Origin of the sequence: Pseudomonas sp. P129 (assembly GCF_020312195.1) — a bacterium.
GTDB lineage: Bacteria > Pseudomonadota > Gammaproteobacteria > Pseudomonadales > Pseudomonadaceae > Aquipseudomonas > Aquipseudomonas fragariae.
In genome coordinates this window covers 97,928-118,696 of record NZ_JAGPYS010000014.1, presented here as the reverse complement: position 1 = coordinate 118,696, position 20,769 = coordinate 97,928, and the positions used below count along the sequence as shown (strand labels likewise).

The 20,769-nt window shown below is 58.4% G+C and carries 17 protein-coding genes; 10 read left to right on the top strand and 7 right to left on the bottom strand.

Features of this window, described 5'->3' with window-relative positions:
• Window positions 1-40: 40 nt before the first annotated feature.
• The 8 genes from gloB to fabI all read left to right on the top strand — a co-directional run bounded on the left by gloB (window position 41) and on the right by fabI (window position 10,866).
• A complete protein-coding gene (gene gloB, locus KBY02_RS23480; RefSeq protein ID WP_054091360.1) occupies window positions 41-820 on the top strand; it encodes a hydroxyacylglutathione hydrolase in 780 nt (259 codons plus the stop codon).
• Between the two features lie 99 nt (window positions 821-919).
• Window positions 920-2,524, top strand: coding sequence for a lytic transglycosylase domain-containing protein (locus tag KBY02_RS23475; protein ID WP_011267223.1), 1,605 nt, complete (start codon window positions 920-922; stop codon window positions 2,522-2,524).
• Window positions 2,525-2,661: 137 nt separating this feature from the next.
• A complete protein-coding gene (locus KBY02_RS23470) occupies window positions 2,662-4,491 on the top strand; it encodes an extracellular solute-binding protein (protein WP_011267222.1) in 1,830 nt (609 codons plus the stop codon).
• The gene (locus KBY02_RS23465; protein ID WP_011267221.1) at window positions 4,488-6,344 is read left to right on the top strand and encodes an extracellular solute-binding protein; all 1,857 of its coding nucleotides are present in this window, start codon (window positions 4,488-4,490) and stop codon (window positions 6,342-6,344) included. The genes KBY02_RS23470 and KBY02_RS23465 overlap by 4 nt, the downstream gene beginning before the upstream one ends.
• 2 nt (window positions 6,345-6,346) lie before the next feature.
• Window positions 6,347-7,420 (top strand): microcin C ABC transporter permease YejB, encoded by a 1,074-nt coding sequence (locus KBY02_RS23460; RefSeq protein ID WP_002552742.1) that lies wholly within the window; start codon window positions 6,347-6,349, stop codon window positions 7,418-7,420.
• A 1-nt stretch (window position 7,421) separates the two neighbouring features.
• Complete coding sequence (locus tag KBY02_RS23455) at window positions 7,422-8,441, top strand: ABC transporter permease (protein WP_054091359.1); 1,020 nt, start codon at window positions 7,422-7,424, stop codon at window positions 8,439-8,441.
• Between the two features lies 1 nt (window position 8,442).
• Window positions 8,443-10,053 (top strand): ABC transporter ATP-binding protein, encoded by a 1,611-nt coding sequence (locus tag KBY02_RS23450; protein ID WP_011267220.1) that lies wholly within the window; start codon window positions 8,443-8,445, stop codon window positions 10,051-10,053.
• A gap of 18 nt (window positions 10,054-10,071) precedes the next feature.
• Window positions 10,072-10,866 carry an enoyl-ACP reductase FabI gene (gene fabI / locus KBY02_RS23445; protein ID WP_054091358.1) on the top strand — a complete coding sequence of 265 codons (795 nt, stop codon included), beginning with the start codon at window positions 10,072-10,074 and terminating at the stop codon, window positions 10,864-10,866.
• Between the two features lie 205 nt (window positions 10,867-11,071).
• Here fabI and KBY02_RS23440 read toward each other — a convergent pair whose 3' ends face one another.
• Window positions 11,072-11,398, bottom strand: coding sequence for a nuclear transport factor 2 family protein (locus tag KBY02_RS23440; protein WP_011267219.1), 327 nt, complete (start codon window positions 11,396-11,398; stop codon window positions 11,072-11,074).
• A gap of 89 nt (window positions 11,399-11,487) precedes the next feature.
• Here KBY02_RS23440 and KBY02_RS23435 point away from each other — a divergent pair, with 89 nt between their 5' ends.
• Entirely contained in the window at window positions 11,488-11,817 is a 330-nt protein-coding gene (locus tag KBY02_RS23435) for a winged helix-turn-helix transcriptional regulator (protein WP_024639684.1), read from the top strand.
• 103 nt (window positions 11,818-11,920) lie between these two features.
• On the opposite strand, the gene KBY02_RS23430 is transcribed toward KBY02_RS23435, so the two are convergent.
• The gene (locus KBY02_RS23430) at window positions 11,921-13,804 is read right to left on the bottom strand and encodes a SurA N-terminal domain-containing protein (protein WP_011267217.1); all 1,884 of its coding nucleotides are present in this window, start codon (window positions 13,802-13,804) and stop codon (window positions 11,921-11,923) included.
• An 81-nt stretch (window positions 13,805-13,885) separates the two neighbouring features.
• On the opposite strand from KBY02_RS23430, the gene KBY02_RS26200 reads away from it, so the two are divergent.
• Complete coding sequence (locus tag KBY02_RS26200; RefSeq protein ID WP_257207138.1) at window positions 13,886-14,017, top strand: hypothetical protein; 132 nt, start codon at window positions 13,886-13,888, stop codon at window positions 14,015-14,017.
• On the opposite strand, the gene KBY02_RS23425 is transcribed toward KBY02_RS26200, so the two are convergent.
• The 5 genes from KBY02_RS23425 to tig form a co-directional block, all read right to left on the bottom strand.
• Window positions 14,010-14,282 (bottom strand): HU family DNA-binding protein, encoded by a 273-nt coding sequence (locus tag KBY02_RS23425; protein WP_002552737.1) that lies wholly within the window; start codon window positions 14,280-14,282, stop codon window positions 14,010-14,012. The two genes, KBY02_RS26200 and KBY02_RS23425, sit on opposite strands and share 8 nt — an antisense overlap.
• A 146-nt stretch (window positions 14,283-14,428) precedes the next feature.
• Complete coding sequence (gene lon / locus KBY02_RS23420; RefSeq protein WP_011267216.1) at window positions 14,429-16,825, bottom strand: endopeptidase La; 2,397 nt, start codon at window positions 16,823-16,825, stop codon at window positions 14,429-14,431.
• 207 nt (window positions 16,826-17,032) lie between these two features.
• Window positions 17,033-18,316, bottom strand: a complete 1,284-nt coding sequence (gene clpX, locus KBY02_RS23415; RefSeq protein ID WP_002552735.1) for an ATP-dependent Clp protease ATP-binding subunit ClpX — start codon at window positions 18,314-18,316, stop codon at window positions 17,033-17,035.
• 106 nt (window positions 18,317-18,422) lie between these two features.
• The gene (gene clpP, locus KBY02_RS23410) at window positions 18,423-19,064 is read right to left on the bottom strand and encodes an ATP-dependent Clp endopeptidase proteolytic subunit ClpP (protein WP_002552734.1); all 642 of its coding nucleotides are present in this window, start codon (window positions 19,062-19,064) and stop codon (window positions 18,423-18,425) included.
• A 91-nt stretch (window positions 19,065-19,155) separates the two neighbouring features.
• A complete protein-coding gene (tig, locus tag KBY02_RS23405) occupies window positions 19,156-20,466 on the bottom strand; it encodes a trigger factor (RefSeq protein WP_003315274.1) in 1,311 nt (436 codons plus the stop codon).
• Window positions 20,467-20,769 lie beyond the last annotated feature (303 nt).

Below are 20,769 nucleotides of genomic sequence, written 5' to 3'. Positions count from 1 at the left end.
TCTAAGATGCACCATTGTCCGCCGCTATGCGAACTGCGCCATGATACAGATCCACGCCCTTCCTGCTTTCAATGACAACTACATATGGTTGTTACAAGACCTTTCGAGCCAGCAGTGCGCTGTCGTCGATCCGGGCGACGCAAAGCCGGTGCTGGGCTGGCTGGCGCAGAATCCCGACTACCGGCTGACCGATATCCTGATCACGCACCACCACAATGATCATGTGGGCGGTGTTGCGGAACTCAAGCAGTCGACCGCGGCGCGGGTGCTGGGCCCAGCGGCCGAGACCATACCGGCGCGCGATATCGCGCTGGTCGACAATGACCGGCTGACCGTGCTGGGCCTGGAATTTGTGGTGCATGCGGTTCCAGGCCACACGCTGGGGCATATCGCGTTTTATCATGAGGACGCCACGACGCCCCTGCTGTTCAGCGGCGACACGCTGTTTGCCGCCGGCTGTGGACGGCTGTTCGAGGGCACGCCACAACAGATGCACGATTCTCTCGGCCGCCTGGCCAAACTGCCGGACAGCACACTGATCTACTGCGCTCACGAATACACGCTGAGCAACCTTCGCTTTGCACAGGCCGTCGAGCCCGCCAATGTCGATATTGCCGAACGCCTGGCCGAAGTGACGCGCTGGCGCAGCGAAAATCGCATCAGTCTTCCTTCGAATATGGCACTGGAAAAACGCACCAACCCCTTCCTGCGTACCGGGGAAACATCCGTTAAAGAAAAAGCGGACGAACGGAGCGACGCGCAAAACACCTCGCAGAGTGCGGTCTTTGCAAGCCTGAGGGCATGGAAAGATAAGTTCTGACCCGACCCTAAAACCGCAATAAAATTCTGAAAGGTTGACCGACGGCAGGCTGCTTCCTAGAATCGCCCGACATTTTCGTCTGGATGTACCCCCCGAACAATGTCGTCATCTACCAGCAAGCCTTCACATTCGGACGCATTGACTCGGTTGGCTCAGGCCATGGCCGTCACCGCGAGTGCCCTTCTGGCCGGTTGCCAGAGCACCGCCAGCGTCGACCCGGCCAGCAATCATCGCGCGCCTAACCTGGCCGCCGGAATCAAGCAAAAACCGATTTTTCTGTCACACAAGCCTGCCACCCCTCTCGCACCTCCACAGGATGTCTGGGAGCGCATGCGTCAGGGCTTTCAACTGCAACAAGGCAACGATCAGAACCCCCGCATCGATCAACAGCGCCTGTGGTTCGCCAACAACCCTTCCTTTCTGGAAAACGCTGGCGAGCGCGGCAGCCTGTACATGCACTACATCGTCGAGCGCCTTGAAGAACGCAACATGCCGCTGGAACTGGCCCTGCTTCCGGTTATCGAAAGCGCCTACAACCCGATGGCCGTTTCACGCAGCCAGGCGGTCGGCCTCTGGCAGTTCATCCCGTCGACCGGGCGTTACTTCAACCTGCGCCAGACCAGCTTTTATGACGGACGTCGCGACATCCAGGCCTCGACTGTTGCGGCACTGGATTACCTGACCCGCCTGCACGACATGTTCAACGGTGACTGGCTGCTGGCCCTGGCAGCCTACAATGCCGGCGAAGGTACGGTGAGCCGCGCCATCGAGCGCAATGACAAGCTCAACCTGCCGACCGACTACTGGAACCTGCCGCTGCCGCAGGAAACCCGCGATTACGTGCCCAAGCTGCTGGCCCTGTCTCAGGTTGTATTGTCGCCGGAAGCTTATGGCGTCAATCTGAACCCGATCGCCAACCAGCCTTACTTCGAAGTCGTCGAGCTCAACAAGCGTGTCGACCTGTCCAAAGTGGCCAGCGCCGCCGACATCGACGAAGACGAGCTTATCCAGCTCAACCCCGCCTACAAGAAGCGCCTGACCGTCGATGGCCCCCAGCACCTGCTGGTGCCCACCTCCAAGGCGCAACTGCTGACGGCCAGCCTGCTGACCATGAAACAGGAAGAACTCGTCGCCTGGCAGCCTTACCGGGTGCGCAAGGGCGACACTCTGGAAAGCCTGGCAAGTCGTTATCAGGTCACGGTCAGCTCGCTCAAGGGCAATAACAAGCTGTCCGGCAACCGCCTGAAGGTCGGTCAGTCGCTGAGCATACCGGTCAAGCCGGGCATGCAGAATTCACAGCCTGTGTTCGAAGCGCTGGCCAGCAACGACAAGCCGTCACGTACCCGCAGCTACAAAGTGCGCAGCGGTGACAACCTGACCAACATCGCGCAAGCCAACAAGGTTGACGTCGAAGACTTGCAACGCTGGAACAAGCTGACCGGCAAGAAGCTCAAGGTCGGCCAGACGCTGGTCATGCAGGACACCAGCAAACCTGCCGGTAAAGCCGCCAGCAAGGCGGTCGCCAGCACCAGCGCCAAGGATGGCGAAAAGAAATCCATGCAGTACAAGATCCAGAAAGGTGACTCGATGTACCTGGTCGCCAAGCGCTTCAACGTCGAGATGCAACATCTCAAGCGCTGGAATCCACGTAGCGGGCAGGCCCTCAAACCCGGCCAGACCCTGACCGTTTACCTGCCACATTGATGAGCTCGGCCACTTGCCCTTCGATAACCTTGGGGCGGGTGGCCGATGCAGCCCCGGCGACGCCATCACCTGCAGTCTTTTTCCAGCTGGAACAAGCTGTTACTGTTAGCGACCCGAAAGCCCAAGCCGCCTGGATCGTGATACGTCCCTTCCTGCTAACCCTCAGCCTGGCCTTGAGCTTCTGCGCCAACGCAGCCATCACTGAAAGTCATGGTTACGCGCAGTTTGGTGTTCTCAAGTACCCGGCCAGCTTCACTCATTTCGACTGGGTCAATCCCGAGGCGCCGAAAGGTGGCACCCTGAGAATGATGGCCTTCGGCACGTTCGACACGCTCAACCCCTACACATTCAAGGGCAGCAGCCCGGTCTCGACCGGCAACTTCCTGCAATATGGCGTCAACGAGCTGAATGAACCGCTAATGGTCGGCACGGGCCAGTACGACCCGTCCGGCGATGAACCGACCTCCAGTTACGGGCTGATCGCCCAGTCCGTGGAATACAGCGAGGACCGCAGCTGGGTGGTGTTCAACCTGCGCCCACAGGCGCGCTTCCATGACGGCAAGCCCATCACCGCCTACGACGTGGCGTTTTCCTACCGGACACTGCTCAAGGACGGTCACCCTCAATACCGCACCGCCCTGCAGGAAGTGCAGCGCGTCGACATCCTCAATCGTCATCGCATCCGCTTTGTCTTCAAGCGCTCCGGCAACCCGTTGCTGATCCTGCGCCTGGGCGAACTGCCGGTGTTGCCGCAGCATTACTGGAAAGACAGGGATTTCAAGGCGACCACCTTCGAGCCGCCGCTGGGCAGTGGTCCCTACCGCATCACCCGCGTGCAGCCGGGTCGGCAACTGGTGTTCGAGCGGGTCAAGGATTACTGGGGCAAGGACTTGCCGGTCAACCGCGGCAAATACAATTTCGACCGCGTCGAGGTCGAGTTCTACCGCGACAGCGACGTGGCGTTCGAAGCGTTCAAGGCGGGTGAATTCGACATCTACATCGAGCATCAGGCCAAGAACTGGGCCAATGGCTATGACTTCCCTGCAGTCGCCAACGGTCAGGTGATCAAGGCGCAGATTCCGCACCGCATACCGACCCAGACCCAGGGCCTGTTCATGAACACGCGGCGCGCCGCCTTCGCCGACATCCGCGTGCGCGAAGCCCTGGGGCTGCTGTTCAATTTCGAATGGACCAACCGCACGCTGTTCAGCGACGCCTATGACCGCTCGACCAGTTACTACCCCAACAGCGAATTTTCCGCGACGGGCCTGCCGACCGGGGCTGAATGGCTGCTCCTGGCGCCCTACCGTGATCAGTTGCCTGCCAGCCTGTTCACCCAGCCGTTCGCCCCGTCGAAAACCGATGGCGGCGGGATCCCGCGCGAGACCTTGCGCAAGGCCCTGAAGCTGCTTGCCGAGGCAGGCTGGACGCTCTCGGACAAGGGTTTGCTCAATGCCGACAAGCAACCGTTGCGCTTCGAGATTCTGCTGGTCAACCCCAACCTTGAACGCATTCTGCAACCCTACATCGAAGACCTGCGCCGCCTGGGAATCAATGCAGGACTGCGTACCGTCGACCGCGCCCAATACAAGCAACGCCTGGACCGTTTCGATTTCGACATGATTCTGATGACCCTGCAACAGACCCTGAGCCCCGGTCTGGAGCAGTGGCAATACTTCCATTCCAGTCAGGCCGCGATCAACGGCAGCAAGAACTACGCGGGTATCGCCAACCCCGTGGTCGATGCCCTGCTGAACAAACTGCTGGCCGCGCAGACCCGCGACGATCAGGTCGCCGCGGCGCGGGCGCTGGACCGCGTACTGCTGTCTCAGCACTACAGCATTCCCAACTGGTATCTGAACAATCATCGGCTTGCCTATCGCAACCGATTCGCCATGGTCACTACCCCGCCCTATACCCTGGGGCTGCGTGCGTGGTGGCTCAAGACTCTGGAGAAGCCCCGATGAACCCTCTGCACTCCCTGCGCTCGCAGGCAGCCGGCCTGCTGCTGGCCAGCCTCGCCTGCACGGTACAGGCTGCGCCTCAGCATGGCGTGACGCTGTACGACGAAGCGCCGAAATACCCGGCTGATTTCAAGCATTTCGACTACGTGAACCCGGATGCCCCCAAGGGCGGCACGCTGCGCCAGGCAGGCTTCGGCGGTTTCGACAGTCTCAACCCGTTCATCAACAAGGGCGTACCGGCAGACGACATTGGTCTGATCTACGACACCCTGGCCCGCGCTAGCCTGGACGAACCCTTCAGTGAATACGGGCTGGTTGCCGGCAAAATCGAGAAAGCGCCGGACAACAGCTGGGTGCGCTTCTACCTGCGGCCTGAAGCACGCTTCCATGACGGCCACCCGATCCGCGCCGAAGATGTGGAATTCAGCTTCAAGACCCTGATGGAACACGGCTCGCCCATGTACAAGGGCTACTACGCCGACGTCGATCAGGTCGTCGTCGAAGACCCGCTGCGGGTGCTGTTCAAATTCAAGCACAAGGGCAGCCGCGAAATGCCGCTGATTCTTGGCCAGTTGCCCGTGCTGCCCAAGCACTTCTGGGCCGACCGCGACTTCAGCAAAGGCAACCTGGACTTCCCGCTGGGCAGCGGGCCGTACAAGGTGGTCGATGTAAAAGCCGGGCGCTCGGTGAGTTATGAGCGGGTCAAGGATTACTGGGCAAAGGATTTGCCGATCAACAAGGGTTTCTACAACTTCGATGTACTGACCACCGACTACTACCGCGACAACACAGTAGCGCTGGAGGCCGGCAAGGCCGGGCAGTTCGACTACTGGATAGAGACCAGCGCCAAGAACTGGGCGACCGCCTACAACACCCCGGCAGTTCGCGATGGCAGGCTGGTCAAGGAAGAGCTGCCCAACGGTAACCCGACCGGTATGCAGGGGTTCGTTTTCAACTTGCGCAAACCGGTATTCCAGGACGCGCGGGTGCGCGAAGCGCTGACCTTGCTGCTGGATTTCGAGTGGACCAACAAACAGCTTTTCAACGGTGCCTACAGCCGTACCAAAAGTTATTTCGACAACTCGGAAATGGCCTCAAGCGGCCTGCCCTCTGCCGAGGAACTGAAAATCCTCGAACCGCTGCGCGGCAAGATTCCGGATCGGGTATTCACCGAGGCTTTTCAGTTACCGGTTAACGACGGCAGCGGCATGATTCGCCCACAACAACGTCGGGCATTCCAGCTGTTGCAGGAAGCGGGCTGGAAGATCGTCGACGACAAGATGGTCGACGCGCAGGGCAACCCGGTAAAACTGGAGTTTCTGATCGCCCAGACCGAGTTCGAGCGCATTCTGCTGCCTTACAAGCGCAACCTGAGTGACCTGGGTATTGAACTGGTGATCCGCCGGGCCGACGTGTCGCAATACATCAACCGCCTGCGCTCGCGGGACTACGACATGATCGTCACGGGCTATCCGCAGTCCAGCTCGCCCGGTAACGAACAGCGCGTGTACTTCGACTCCTCCAGCGCCGACAACCCGGGCAGCCGCAACTTCATGGGCCTCAAGGACCCTGCGGTGGACTCTCTCGTCAACGGCCTGATCAACGCCGACTCACGGCAAAGCCTGATCACCCATACCAAGGCGCTGGACCGCGTGCTGCTGTGGGGCTTTTACGTCGTCCCGAACTGGCACATCAAGACTTGGCGGGTGGCTTACTGGAATCACCTCGACCATCCCAAGGCCGAAGCGCTTTCCGATATCGGCCTGATGACCTGGTGGGCCAAGCCGGATGTCAAACCGGTGACCGCGACCCCGTCAGCCCCTGATCAGGCCAAGCCTGCGAACGCGGAGCAATAAACATGCTGGCTTATATTCTGCGACGGCTGCTGCTGATCATCCCTACCCTGCTGGGCATCCTGATCATCAACTTCGTCATCATTCAGGCCGCCCCCGGTGGCCCGGTCGAACAGATGATCGCCAAGATCGAAGGCTTCGATGGCGCCACCAGCCGGATTGCCGGAGGCGGCGCCGAAGTATCGGTGGCAGGCTCCAACTACCGCGGCGCGCAAGGCCTGGACCCGGCACTGATCAAGGAAATCGAACGCATGTACGGTTTCGACAAGTCGGCGCCGGAACGTCTGTGGATCATGATCAAGAACTACGCCACGCTGGATTTCGGCGACAGCTTCTTTCGTGATGCCAAGGTCATCGACCTGATTGTCGAGAAGATGCCGGTGTCCATTTCCCTCGGGTTGTGGAGCACCCTGATCATGTACCTGGTGTCGATCCCGCTGGGGATTGCCAAGGCCACCCGCCACGGCAGCCAGTTCGACGTATGGACCAGTTCGGCGATCATTGTCGGCTATGCCATCCCGGCGTTCCTGTTCGCCATTCTGCTGATCGTGGTGTTTGCCGGGGGCAGTTACTTCAACTGGTTCCCGCTGCGTGGGCTGACCTCCAACAACTACGACGAACTGAGCACGCTGGGCAAGGTATTCGATTACTTCTGGCATCTGGTATTGCCGGTCACCGCGCTGGTGATCGGCAACTTTGCCACCATGACGCTGCTGACCAAGAACAGCTTTCTCGACGAAATCAGCAAGCAATACGTGACCACGGCCAAAGCCAAGGGTCTGAGCAACCACAAGGTGCTCTACGGCCATGTGTTTCGCAACGCCATGCTGCTGGTCATCGCTGGCTTCCCGTCGGCGTTCATCGGCATCTTCTTCACCGGCTCGCTGCTGGTGGAAGTGATCTTTTCGCTGGACGGCCTGGGCCTGATGAGCTTTGAAGCCGCGATCAACCGCGACTATCCGGTGGTGTTCGGCACGCTGTTCATCTTCACCCTGCTGGGGCTGGTGGTGAAGCTGATCGGCGATATCACCTACACCCTCGTAGACCCGCGCATCGACTTCGAAAGCAGGAAGCATTGATATGAAGCTGTCTCCTCTCAATCGCCGTCGCTTCGAACGCTTCAAGGCCAACAGGCGTGGCTGGTGGTCATTGTGGCTGTTCCTGATTCTGTTCGGTCTGAGCCTGGGCGCCGAACTGATCGCCAACGACAAACCACTGGCCGTGCGTTATGACGGCAGCTGGTACTTCCCGGTATTCGAGCGTTACCCGGAAACCACCTTCGGTGGCGAATTCCCGCTGGAGGCCAACTACAAGAGCCCGTACATCAAGGAACTGCTCGCCGCGAAGGATGGCTGGACCCTGTGGGCGCCCATCCCGTTCAGCTACCAGAGCATCAACTACGACCTGAAAGTCCCTGCCCCGGCGCCACCTTCACGGGAGAACCTGCTGGGCACCGATGATCAGGGCCGAGACGTACTGGCACGGGTGATCTACGGTTTCAGGATTTCGGTACTGTTCGCCCTGACCCTGACCATCCTCAGCTCGATCATCGGCGTCATCGCCGGTGCCTTGCAGGGCTTCTATGGCGGCTGGGTCGACCTGCTGGGCCAGCGCTTCCTCGAGATCTGGTCGGGCCTGCCGGTACTGTATCTGCTGATCATCCTCGCCAGCTTCGTACAACCCAACTTCTGGTGGTTGCTGGGCATCATGCTGCTGTTTTCCTGGATGAGCCTGGTGGACGTGGTACGCGCCGAGTTCCTGCGTGGCCGCAATCTGGAATACGTAAGGGCCGCGCGGGCGCTGGGCATGGAAAACGGCGCGATCATGTTCCGCCATATCCTGCCCAACGCCATGGTGTCGACCATGACCTTCCTGCCGTTCATTCTCACCGGGGCCATCGGCACCCTGACGGCGCTGGACTTTCTGGGCTTCGGCCTGCCCGCCGGCTCACCGTCACTGGGCGAGCTGGTAGCGCAGGGCAAATCCAACCTGCAGGCGCCCTGGCTGGGCATCAGCGCCTTCGCTGTACTGGCCATCATGCTGAGCCTGCTGGTGTTCATCGGCGAGTCCGCCCGCGATGCTTTCGACCCAAGGAAATAAGATGAACAATGACAATCTGATCGAAATCCGCGATCTGGCGGTCGAGTTCGTGACGGGCGACTCGCGGCAACGCGTGGTCGAGAACATCAGCTTCGATATTCGTCGCGGTGAAACGCTTGCGCTGGTCGGCGAAAGCGGTTCGGGCAAGTCCGTCACCGCGCACTCGATCCTGCGCCTGCTGCCCTACCCCATCGCCAGCCACCCGAGCGGCACGATTCACTACGCGGGTGAGGACCTGCTGAAAGTGGAAGAGAAAAAACTGCGCACGATCCGTGGCAACCGGATCGCCATGATCTTCCAGGAGCCGATGACCTCGCTCAATCCGCTGCATTCGGTGGAAAAACAGATCAACGAGGTGCTGGGCCTGCACAAGGGCCTGACCGGCAAGGCGGCCACCGAGCGCACGCTGGAGCTGCTCGATCTGGTCGGCATCCCTGAGCCGCACAAACGCCTCAAAGCATTGCCACACGAGCTGTCAGGCGGCCAGCGGCAGCGGGTCATGATCGCCATGGCCCTGGCCAACGAACCTGAGCTGCTGATTGCCGATGAGCCGACCACCGCGCTGGATGTGACGGTACAGCTGAAAATCCTCGAATTGCTCAAGCAGTTGCAGGCTCGCCTGGGCATGGCACTGCTGCTGATCAGCCACGATCTGAACGTCGTAAGGCAAATAGCCAACCGAGTATGTGTCATGCAGCGCGGTTGCATCGTCGAACAGGCATCGTGCGAAGAATTGTTCCGTTCGCCGCAACATCCTTACACCAAAGTGCTGCTCAGCGCCGAGCCCAGCGGCGGTCCTTCGACCAACCCCGCAGGTGCTCCGCTGCTTGAAATCGAGGACCTGAAAGTCTGGTTCCCGATCAAAAAAGGCCTGCTCAAGCGCACCGTCGACCACGTCAAAGCGGTGGACGGCATACGTTTCAGCCTGCCGCAAGGGCAAACACTGGGTATTGTGGGTGAAAGCGGGTCGGGCAAATCGACGCTGGGCCTGGCGATTCTTCGACTGATCGGCAGTCAGGGCACCATACGGTTCAAGGGCAACGCGCTAGAATCCCTGTCGCAACAGCAGATCCGTCCGCTGCGCAGGCAGATGCAAGTGGTTTTCCAGGACCCGTTTGGCAGTTTGAGCCCGCGCATGTCAGTGGCTGAAATCGTTGGCGAAGGCTTGCGAATCCACGGCATGGGTACGCCCGCCGAACAGCAGACGGCGATCATCGAAGCACTCAGGGAGGTTGGTCTGGACCCGGATACCCGGCACCGCTACCCTCACGAGTTCTCCGGTGGCCAGCGCCAGCGGATCGCCATTGCACGTGCGCTGGTCTTGAAGCCGGCGCTGATTTTGCTGGACGAGCCGACCTCGGCCCTCGACCGGACCGTACAGCGTCAGGTCGTCGAGCTGCTTCGCTCGCTGCAAACCAAGTACAACCTGACGTATTTGTTTATCAGCCATGACCTGGCTGTCGTCAAAGCGCTGAGCCACCAGTTGATGGTGGTCAAGCAAGGCCAAGTGGTCGAACAGGGTGCAGCGCAGGATATCTTCGCCGCACCGCAACATCCTTATACACAGCAGCTGCTGGAGGCCGCCTTCTTGGCGCCGGTAGCTGTCGATTAACCTGAAGAGGAACAACACATGGGTTTTCTCGCCGGTAAGCGCGTCCTGATCGTCGGTGTCGCCAGTAAACTGTCCATCGCATCCGGTATTGCCGCCGCCATGCATCGTGAAGGCGCAGAGCTTGCCTTCACCTATCAGAACGACAAACTCAAGGGTCGTGTCGAAGAGTTCGCCGCAGGCTGGGGTTCAGGCCCTGAGCTGTGCTTCCCTTGCGACGTGGCCAGCGACGAAGAGATCAACAAGGTCTTCGAAGAGCTGAGCAAGAAGTGGGACGGCCTGGACGTGATCGTTCACTCGGTGGGCTTCGCGCCTGGCGACCAGCTCGATGGCGACTTCACCGAAGCCACCACGCGCGAAGGTTTCCGCATCGCTCATGACATCAGCGCCTACAGCTTCGTGGCCCTGGCCAAGGCCGGTCGCGAAATGATGAAAGACCGTAACGGCAGCCTGCTGACCCTGTCGTACCTGGGCGCAGAGCGCACCATGCCCAACTACAACGTCATGGGCATGGCCAAGGCCAGCCTGGAAGCCGGCGTTCGTTACCTGGCCGGCAGCCTCGGCCCGGAAGGTACTCGCGTCAATGCTGTATCGGCCGGCCCGATCCGCACCTTGGCGGCGTCAGGCATCAAGAACTTCCGCAAGATGCTGGCTGCCAACGAAGCGCAGACCCCTCTGCGCCGCAACGTCACCATCGACGAAGTCGGCAACGCCGGCGCGTTCCTGTGTTCCGACCTGGCGTCGGGCATCAGCGGTGAAATCATGTACGTCGACGGCGGCTTCAACACCACCGCGATGGGCAGCATGGACGAGTAATACGGTAAACGCCGCTCCTCGCGAGCGGCACTTTCCCGGACTTAAAAAGAAGGCCGCTCAATGAGCGGCCTTTTTGTTGTCCTGAATTATCCGACTGCTTCGCCTTGCCCTTTCACGCTTTGGCAAAAATGGATGAAACTCCACATCAGCTATGAAAATGCCCTTTCGCTGATCCGCGATATCGCTGGAACCTCTGCTGTGATCATTAACCGATTTCCAGTGCACTGATCAGTCCGTCAGTCACTGCGAAGCTGAACCTCACCACGGCAGGGCTTCCAGGAAATGTTCCGCTAAGCCTTACCTTCACGATAACCAGTCCATCGCTTTCCAGGCTCTCGACAGGCTCGACGGTATATTGATATTTGTGTTTCGCCGCTCGCTTCCACGCCTTGATCGCTTCAATCCCGCAGACCGTCACTCCCTCGTCAGTGACGCGGGCGTCATGGGTGAACAGGTCCTCCAGCACGTCCACGGCTGTGCCTGCTTCGCTGGCAAAATATGCTTCAATGACCGGGTACCGAGTGATATTCATCGAGATGCCTCATTATCAAATGACGAGACACTCATGATCATCGCCAAGGGGTAACCCCACAAGAACGCACGAAAAAGTAAGTGACAGCAATGAGCCATCGAACGTTGTATACACCGGACTCTGCTGCCGAAGACGTCAACAGCGTACTCGCGCTGTTGCGCGGCAGGTGGAAACTGGTGATTTTGTTCCACCTGTTCGACGGGAAGATTCAGCGCTTTTCAGATCTCGAACGCCGAGTGACAGGCATATCGCAAAAAATGCTCGCTCAACAATTACGTAGCCTGGAAAGCGATGGGCTGGTCATTCGAACCCTCCACGACTTCAAACCCCCTCAGGTTGATTATCGCCTTACGCCATGGGGACAACGGCTTTGTCCAGTGCTGGACAGCATGCTTGGATGGTCAGAGTCTCGTGAGTGAATACGAGTCATGACTTACCCTGACGCAGGTACGTAACTGGCCCACCGCCATCCAAAAAAAAGGCCGCTCAATGAGCGGCCTTCTTTGTTTGCGCGTTTCGAGATTAGAACTTCTCGATCTTCGCCTTGCTTTCCAACTGTGCACGGTACGCCGCGAAATCCTGTTGCCCCTCACGCGAGGAGAGGAAGCGACGGTATTGCGCCTTCTCGGCGTCAGTCGGTGCAGCCGCCTGATTGACGCCATTGAGACGGACGATCACGAAGCTGCCATCCGAAGCAGTGATGCTGGCGAATTCCGGCTTGTCCTTACCTGTCGGCTTGGGCATGCGGAACAGCGTCTGCAGCACTTGAGGGTCAACCCCTTCCTGACTGCGCGTGACCGCTTCCATCACCTTCCAGTCACGACCTTCCTGCTTGGCAGCCAACGGGATCTTGCCGTCACGCAGACCGGCCAGCAGCGCCTCGCCCTTGGCCTTGGCAGCGGCCGAAGCATGTTCCTTGACCAGTTGAGCGCGAATCGAGCTGGCAACGCTCTCAAGTGGCAACTGCTGCGGCTGCAGGTGCTCTTTGGAGCGCACCACCACAACGGTTTCCGGATCCAGCTCCAGCGTATTGCTGTTGGCGCCCTCTTCCAACACTTCAGGGCTGAATGCCGCCTGGATGACCGCACGGTTGGCCGTCAGGCCTTCGCCGCCTTCACGACCGAACGGTGCAGTGGTCTGAACCTTCAGGCCCAGGTCCTGTGCCGGCTGGGACAGGTCGGACGATTCGAACGCCGAGTCTTCCAGTTGCTTGGTCACTTCGACAAACTTCTGCTCGACCAGCTGCGATTTCAAATCGTTGGTCAGCTTGCCTTTCAGACTGGCAAAGCTCGGCACCGAAGGTGCTTCAACGCCCAGCAGCTTGATCAGGTGCCAGCCGAAGTCGGTGCGCACCGGCTGCGAAACCTGGTCCTTGTTCAAGGCATACAGCGCCTCTTCGAAAGCCGGGTCATAGACACCCTTGCCTGCGTAGCCCAGATCACCGCCCTTGTTCGACGAACCAGGGTCCTGCGAGTATTCCTTGGCCAGTGCCGCGAAATCCTCACCCTTGGCCAGACGCTGTTGAATTTCTTCAATCTTCGCCTTGGCCTGCTCGTCATTCAGCTTGTCGTTCACTTCGATCAGGATGTGTGCTGCACGACGCTGTTCGGACAGATTGGCGATTTCCTTCTGATAAGCCGCCTGCAAGTCCTCGTCCTTGACCTGCACCTTGTCGAAGAAGGACGACTTCTTCAATTCGATGTAGTCGAGTACGACCTGCTCAGGGCTCATGAACTCCTTGGCATGCTCGTCATAGTGAGCCTTGACTTCGTCATCGGTCACTTTGACCGCCGAGGTATCGGCAGGCAGGGTCAGCGAAGCGAAATCACGGGTCTGCTTTTCGAGGCGTGCAAAGGCTTCAACCTGTGCGTCGGTTACAAAGGCGCTGCCGGCAACACCAGCACGCACCTGACCGATGAGCATTTCCTGACCCAGCATCTGGCGGAACTGCAGACGGCTGTAGCCTAGCTGGCGAATCACCTGATCGAAACGGTCTGCGTTGAATTTGCCATCCACCTGAAACTCAGGCGTCTGCAAAAGCTGCTGATCCAGTGCCGCGTCGGAAAACGAGAACCTGGCATCCGCCGCGCCTTGCAGCAGCAGCTTGCGGTCGATCAGGCCTTTGAGGGCTGATTCGCGCAACAGTTTCTCATCCAGCATGGCCGGATCGAAATCCTTGCCCAGCTGTTGCGAGAGCTGTTGAGCCAACTGACGGCGCTGCATGTCCACGGCCTGGCTCAACTCATTCTGAGAGATGTCCTCGCCGTTGACTTCAGCTGCGTTCTGTTTGTTGCTGGTAGCGGTAAACATCGCTTCGATGCCGGTGAAGGCCATCAAGGCGATGATGAGTCCGATAATTGTCTTGGCAATCCAGCCTTGTGAATTGTCCCTGATGTTCTGCAGCATTGCGTCCCCCAAAACGGTTGTACTGACTAACCAACCGCGGAGCGTGGGTAGAAAGCGGATAGAAGAAAGGCGCATCCGAGGATGCGCCTTCTCGTAACTGACGAAGCGGTAGGGCTCGAACCCCTCGGTGTCGCAACCGAATGCACCACCGCTCCGCTACTGGATCAGGACAGGCCCGATCCAGCGGGCAAAGGCATCGAGAGGCTTAGTTGACAGCTTCTTTAAGGGCTTTACCGGCTTTGAAACCTGGTTTCTTGGCAGCAGCGATTTCCAGCGTCTTGCCAGTCTGAGGGTTGCGACCGATGCGAGCGGGACGATCAGTCACGGAGAACGTACCAAAGCCAACCAAAACAACCGAGTCGCCAGCCTTCAGAGCGCCAGTGACGGATTCGATCACTGCGTCCAGCGCACGGCCAGCAGCAGCTTTCGGGATATCAGCAGATGCAGCGATAGCATCAATCAGTTCCGACTTGTTCACTCTAAGTCCCCTTATCTCTATATTGAGTATGTTTCTAAGTTTTAGGTGTTAAGCAAAACGAGCGCTGGAAGGCTTGCCGGTGATTGCTTTAAAGAGCCGCTTTATAACAAGGGCTCCAAAAAGCTGTCAAGGAAGCCTGCCCAGACTTAATGCGTGCTAATTCTGTCCTTAGAGTCAGACTCGCGCTTTTCTTCCTTGGCGACCAGATCTGTAGCCACGTCCGGCAAAGGCTCCGGCGCGTATTGCAGCGCAATTTGCAGGACTTCGTCAATCCATTTAACGGGCTTGATCTGCAGATCCTGCTTGATATTGTCAGGAATCTCCTTCAAATCACGCACGTTTTCTTCTGGAATGATCACCGTCTTGATTCCACCACGGTGTGCGGCCAGAAGTTTTTCCTTCAAACCACCAATCGCCAGCACTTGACCACGAAGGGTAATTTCGCCCGTCATTGCCACATCTGCCCGCACCGGAATCTGTGTAAGCGCCGAGACAAGTGCAGTGCACATGCCCACGCCAGCACTCGGCCCATCCTTCGGCGTAGCACCTTCCGGCATGTGGATATGCGTGTCGTGCTTCTCGTGGAAATCAGCTGGAATGCCCAGGCTGCGCGCACGGCTGCGAACCACGGTCTGGGCTGCGGTAATGGATTCGACCATCACATCACCCAGCGAACCGGTCTTGATCAACTGGCCCTTACCCGATACGACAGCCGCTTCGATGGTCAGCAATTCACCGCCCACCTGGGTCCACGCCAGACCGGTCACCTGACCAATCTGATCCTGCTGCTCTGCCAGCCCGTAGCGGAACTTGCGCACGCCCAGGAAGTGCTCGAGCATGTCGGCCGTGACCTGCACCGCAAAACGTTTTTCCATCGCGTGCTCTTTGACCGCCTTGCGGCAGACCTTGGCAATCTGACGCTCAAGCCCGCGCACGCCCGCTTCACGGGTGTAGTAACGAATGATGTCGCGGATCGCTTCCTCGTCAAAGCTGATCTCGCCTTTCTTCAAGCCATTGGCCTGAATCTGCTTGGGCGAGAGGTATTTGACCGCGATGTTGATCTTTTCGTCTTCGGTGTAGCCCGGCAGGCGAATGACTTCCATCCGGTCCAGCAACGCTGGCGGAATGTTCATCGAGTTCGACGTGCAGAGGAACATCACGTCCGAAAGATCGTAGTCGACCTCAAGGTAGTGATCGTTGAAATTGTGGTTCTGCTCGGGATCAAGCACCTCGAGCAACGCCGACGCCGGGTCGCCACGCATGTCGCTGCCCATCTTGTCGATTTCGTCAAGCAGGAACAGCGGGTTGCGAACGCCCACCTTTGTCATCTTTTGTATCAATCTTCCTGGCATCGAACCGATGTAAGTCCGGCGGTGACCACGAATTTCAGCCTCGTCACGCACGCCACCGAGTGCCATACGCACGAATTTGCGATTGGTCGCGTTGGCGATGGACTCGGCCAGGGAGGTTTTACCCACCCCCGGCGGACCTACCAGACACAGCACAGGGCCGCGAATCTTCTTCACGCGCTTCTGCACGGCGAGGTATTCGAGGATGCGTTCCTTGACCTCGTCCAGACCATAGTGGTCGGCATCGAGAATCGCTTCGGCACGCGCAAGGTCCAGACGTACTTTGCTCTGCGCCTTCCACGGCACCTGAACCAGCCAGTCGATGTAGGAGCGCACCACGGTCGCTTCAGCCGACATCGGCGACATTTGCTTGAGCTTGTTCAGCTCGGCATTCGCCTTGGTCAGAGCATCCTTGGGCAGGCCCGCAGCGTCGATACGCTTTTTCAGCTCTTCGATTTCGTTGTGGCCTTCGTCGCCATCGCCGAGCTCCTTCTGAATGGCCTTCATCTGCTCATTCAGGTAGTACTCGCGCTGGCTGCGCTCCATTTGCTTTTTCACACGACCGCGAATGCGCTTTTCGACCTGCAGCAGGTCGATTTCGGCATCCAGCAAGGCCAGCACGTGCTCGACACGGGCTGACAGGTCGATAATCTCGAGGATTTCCTGCTTCTGCTCGATTTTGAGCGCCATGTGCGCAGCCATGGTGTCAACCAGGCGACCCGGCTCATCAATGCTGTTAAGCGACGACAGGACCTCTGCGGGGACTTTCTTGCCCAGTTGCACGTACTGCTCGAACTGAGCCAGCAGGCTGCGCACGAAGACTTCGGATTCACGGTCCGGCGCATCGATTTCTTCGATCAGCGCGACGTCTGCGCGGTAGTGGCCATCGACTTCGATGAAACGCTCTACCGAACCGCGCTGCTCGCCTTCGACCAGCACCTTGACGGTGCCATCGGGCAGCTTGAGCAACTGCAATACGGTGGCGATGGTGCCGACGCTGTACAGAGCCTTTTCATCAGGATCGTCGTCAGCCGGGTTTCTTTGCGCGAGCAGCAGGATCTGCTTGTCGCCTGTCATTGCCGCTTCAAGGGCTTCGATAGACTTCTCGCGCCCCACGAACAGCGGGATCACCATGTGCGGATAAACCACGACATCACGCAATGGCAAGAGAGGCAATTCAATAGTGGTCTTCATGATTTCGCCTCTACGGCGGCCCATTGGCCGGGACAGATGGAATTAGCTTGAAGCCAAGATGGGGGTAGCGTCCAAAAAAAACAAGCTCTAGAGGCGCGACCCGCCAAGATCAGTTTCTTCATACCAAACGAATGAACGACTTAAAAATGCAAAAGGGGACCAAAAAGGCCCCCTTCAGTATTACTTCACACGCCTATGAACATGCGTTTATGCGTCGGGAGCAACCTTGGCAGGCGGCTCGCTGTTTTCGTATATCAACAGCGGCTTGGACGTGCCATCGATGACGCTTTCGTCGATCACCACCTTGCTCACATCGCTCTGCGACGGGATTTCATACATGGTGTCGAGCAGCACGCCTTCCAGAATCGAACGCAGGCCACGGGCACCGGTCTTGCGCTCCAGCGCGCGACGGGCGACCGATTTCAGCGCATCGGTCCGGAACTCGAGGTCCACACCTTCCATCTCGAACAGCTTGGCATACTGCTTGGTCAGTGCGTTCTTCGGCTCGGTGAGGATCTGTATCAAAGCAGCCTCATCCAGCTCGTCCAGCGTTGCCAGCACCGGCAGACGGCCCACGAACTCGGGGATCAGACCGAACTTGACCAGATCGTCAGGCTCGACTTCACGCAGCGACTCGCCAACCTTCTTGCCCTCCTCCTTGCTGCGAACCTCGGCGTTGAAGCCGATGCCGCCACGGGTGGAGCGGTTCTGAATGACCTTTTCCAGGCCCGAGAAGGCGCCACCGCAGATAAAGAGGATATTACGCGTGTCCACCTGCAGGAATTCCTGCTGCGGGTGCTTGCGACCACCTTGCGGCGGAACGGAAGCCACGGTGCCCTCGATCAGTTTCAGCAAGGCTTGCTGCACGCCTTCACCGGACACGTCACGAGTGATCGAAGGGTTGTCGGATTTGCGCGAAATCTTGTCGATTTCGTCGATGTAGACAATACCCATCTGGGCCTTCTCTACATCGTAATCACATTTCTGCAACAGCTTCTGGATAATGTTTTCGACGTCCTCACCCACATAACCGGCTTCGGTCAGGGTGGTGGCGTCAGCGATGGTGAACGGTACGTTGAGCAGGCGGGCCAGTGTTTCGGCCAGCAGCGTCTTGCCGGAGCCCGTAGGGCCGATCAGCAGGATGTTGCTCTTGCCCAACTCCACATCGTCGTTCTTCTTGTCACGCTGGTTCAGACGCTTGTAGTGGTTGTACACCGCTACTGCGAGAACCTTCTTGGCACGTTCCTGACCGATTACGTACTGGTCAAGGATGCCGCTGATTTCTTTGGGCGAAGGCAATTTATGCGCGCTGCTTTCGGCCTGGGCTTCCTGCACCTCCTCACGGATGATGTCATTGCACAGGTCGACGCACTCGTCGCAGATAAAGACCGAGGGGCCGGCAATCAATTTGCGCACTTCATGCTGGCTTTTGCCACAGAAGGAGCAATAGAGCAATTTGCCGTTGTCCTCGCCGTTGCGGGTGTCAGTCATTCGATCGATCCAATCCGGTAGGCTTGCAACACAAGATGAAGGCTATTGCGGGCTTTTTCAAGTCCGCAGGCGGTCGGTTGTGCCGACCCCCTACATTTTGAGCCGCTTAGGCAGGCATTTGACGCTTGTTGATCACCGAGTCGATCAGGCCGTATTCGGCTGCACGCTCTGCGCTCATGAAGTTGTCACGCTCGGTATCGCGCTCGATGGTTTCGAGGCTCTGGCCGGTGTGATGCGCCAGCAGCGAGTTGAGGCGATGACGAATGTGCAGGATTTCCTTGGCATGGATGTCGATGTCCGACGCCTGACCCTGGAAACCGCCCAGCGGCTGGTGAATCATCATCCGCGAGTTGGGCAGGCAATGACGCTTGCCTTCTGCACCGCCGGCCAGCAGGAATGCACCCATGCTGCAGGCCTGACCGATACAGATGGTCGAAACGTCCGGCTTGATGAACTGCATGGTGTCGTAGATCGACATGCCAGCAGTCACCGAACCGCCCGGCGAGTTGATGTAGAGATGGATATCCTTGTCCGGGTTTTCCGCTTCAAGGAAAAGCAGTTGCGCCGCGATAAGGTTGGCCATGTAGTCCTCTACCGGACCAACCATAAAGATGACTCGCTCCTTGAGAAGGCGCGAATAGATGTCATAGGCGCGTTCGCCACGGGCGGACTGCTCGATAACCATCGGGACCAGGCCGCCAGCGGCCTGGATGTCAGAGTTCTGCTGAATATAAGAATTGCGGGACATGTCCTGCATTCACTCCCAAATAGTCGAGTCTTGAATACGCACAAGCCAGCGCGAAGGCTGGCTTGTGGGTGTTTTCGCACGAAAAGAGAAATCAGTCGGCTTTTGGAGCTTCCACCGGCTTGACAGCTTCTTCGTAGGAGACCGATTTGTCGGTCACGCTAGCTTTCTGCAAAACAGTATCTACAACTTGCTCTTCAAGCACAACAGAACGTACCTCGTTCATTTGCTGCTCGTTCTTGTAGTACCAGGCTACGACCTGCTCAGGCTCCTGATAGGCGGAGGCCATTTCCTGAATCATTTCGCGAACGCGAGCATCATCAGGCTTGAGGTCGAACTGCTTGACGACCTCGGCAACGATCAGACCCAGCTCGACGCGACGCTTGGCCTGCTCTTCGAACAGCTCTGCCGGCAGCTGGTCAGGCTTGATGTTGCCGCCGAACTGCTGAACGGCCTGCACACGCAGACGGTTGACTTCGTTTTCCAGCAGCGCTTTAGGCACTTCGATCGGGTTGGCGGCCAGCAGACCGTCCATGACCTGATTCTTGACCTTGGACTTGATCGCCTGACGCAGCTCGCGCTCCATGTTCTTGCGAACTTCGGTGCGGAAGCCTTCGATACCGGTTTCCTTGATACCGAACTGCTTGAAGAACTCTTCGTTCAGCTCAGGCAGCTTTGGTTCGGACACGGTGTTGACGGTCACGGTGAACTCGGCAGCCTTGCCGGCCAGCTCGAGGTTCTGATAGTCCTCAGGGAAGGTCACGTTCAGAACGCGCTCTTCACCGGCCTTGGCGCCAACCAGACCGTCTTCGAAACCAGGGATCATGCGGCCGGAACCCAGAACCAGCTGAGTGCCGGTAGCGGAACCGCCAGCGAACACTTCACCGTCGACCTTGCCGACGAAATCGATGTTCAGCTGGTCTTCGTTCTGGGCAGCACGATCAGCCACTTCGAAACGAACGTTCTGCTTGCGCAGCACTTCAAGCATGTTGTCCAGATCGCTGTCGGCCACATCGGCAGACAGGCGCTCTACGGAGATGCTATCGAAGCCGGCAACGGTGAATTCCGGGAATACTTCGAACGTAGCCACGTATTCCAGATCTTTGCCTTTTTCGAACGACTTGGGCTCTACAGCAGGAGCACCGGCCGGGTTCAGCTTCTGCTCAACCACAGCTTCATAGAAAGTAGCCTGAATCAGATCGCCCAGTGCTTCCTGACGTGCGCCGTCCTCGTAACGCTGACGAATCACGCTCATCGGCACCTTGCCAGGGCGGAAGCCCGGGATCTTGGCTTTGCGCGCGGTCTGTTGCAGACGCTTGTTGACTTCAGTCTCGATGCGCTCGGCAGGTACGCCAATGGTCATGCGGCGCTCAAGAGCGGAAGTGTTTTCAACAGAAACTTGCATGGATATTCCTCGTTGCACAGACGTTAGCCGGCCGTTTCCGACCCCAGAATCAAGGGCATGCATTCTAGTGGGTCAAACTCAAGAAGTCACCCTACTGAAAAAGGGCGGGTTAACAAGAAGGAATCGGCCTACAGCCGGAGGAGAAAGGAAAACACCTCGCATCACTCGCGACGTGTCTGGCACGGCCCCTATATAAGGAAGCATCTGCACCGGACGATGACCGAATCCATCTGCATAGCACGCCTCACTCGACCGGCGGCAACAAGGTCGCCGGACCCGCGAGGCGATGGAACGAATACGCCA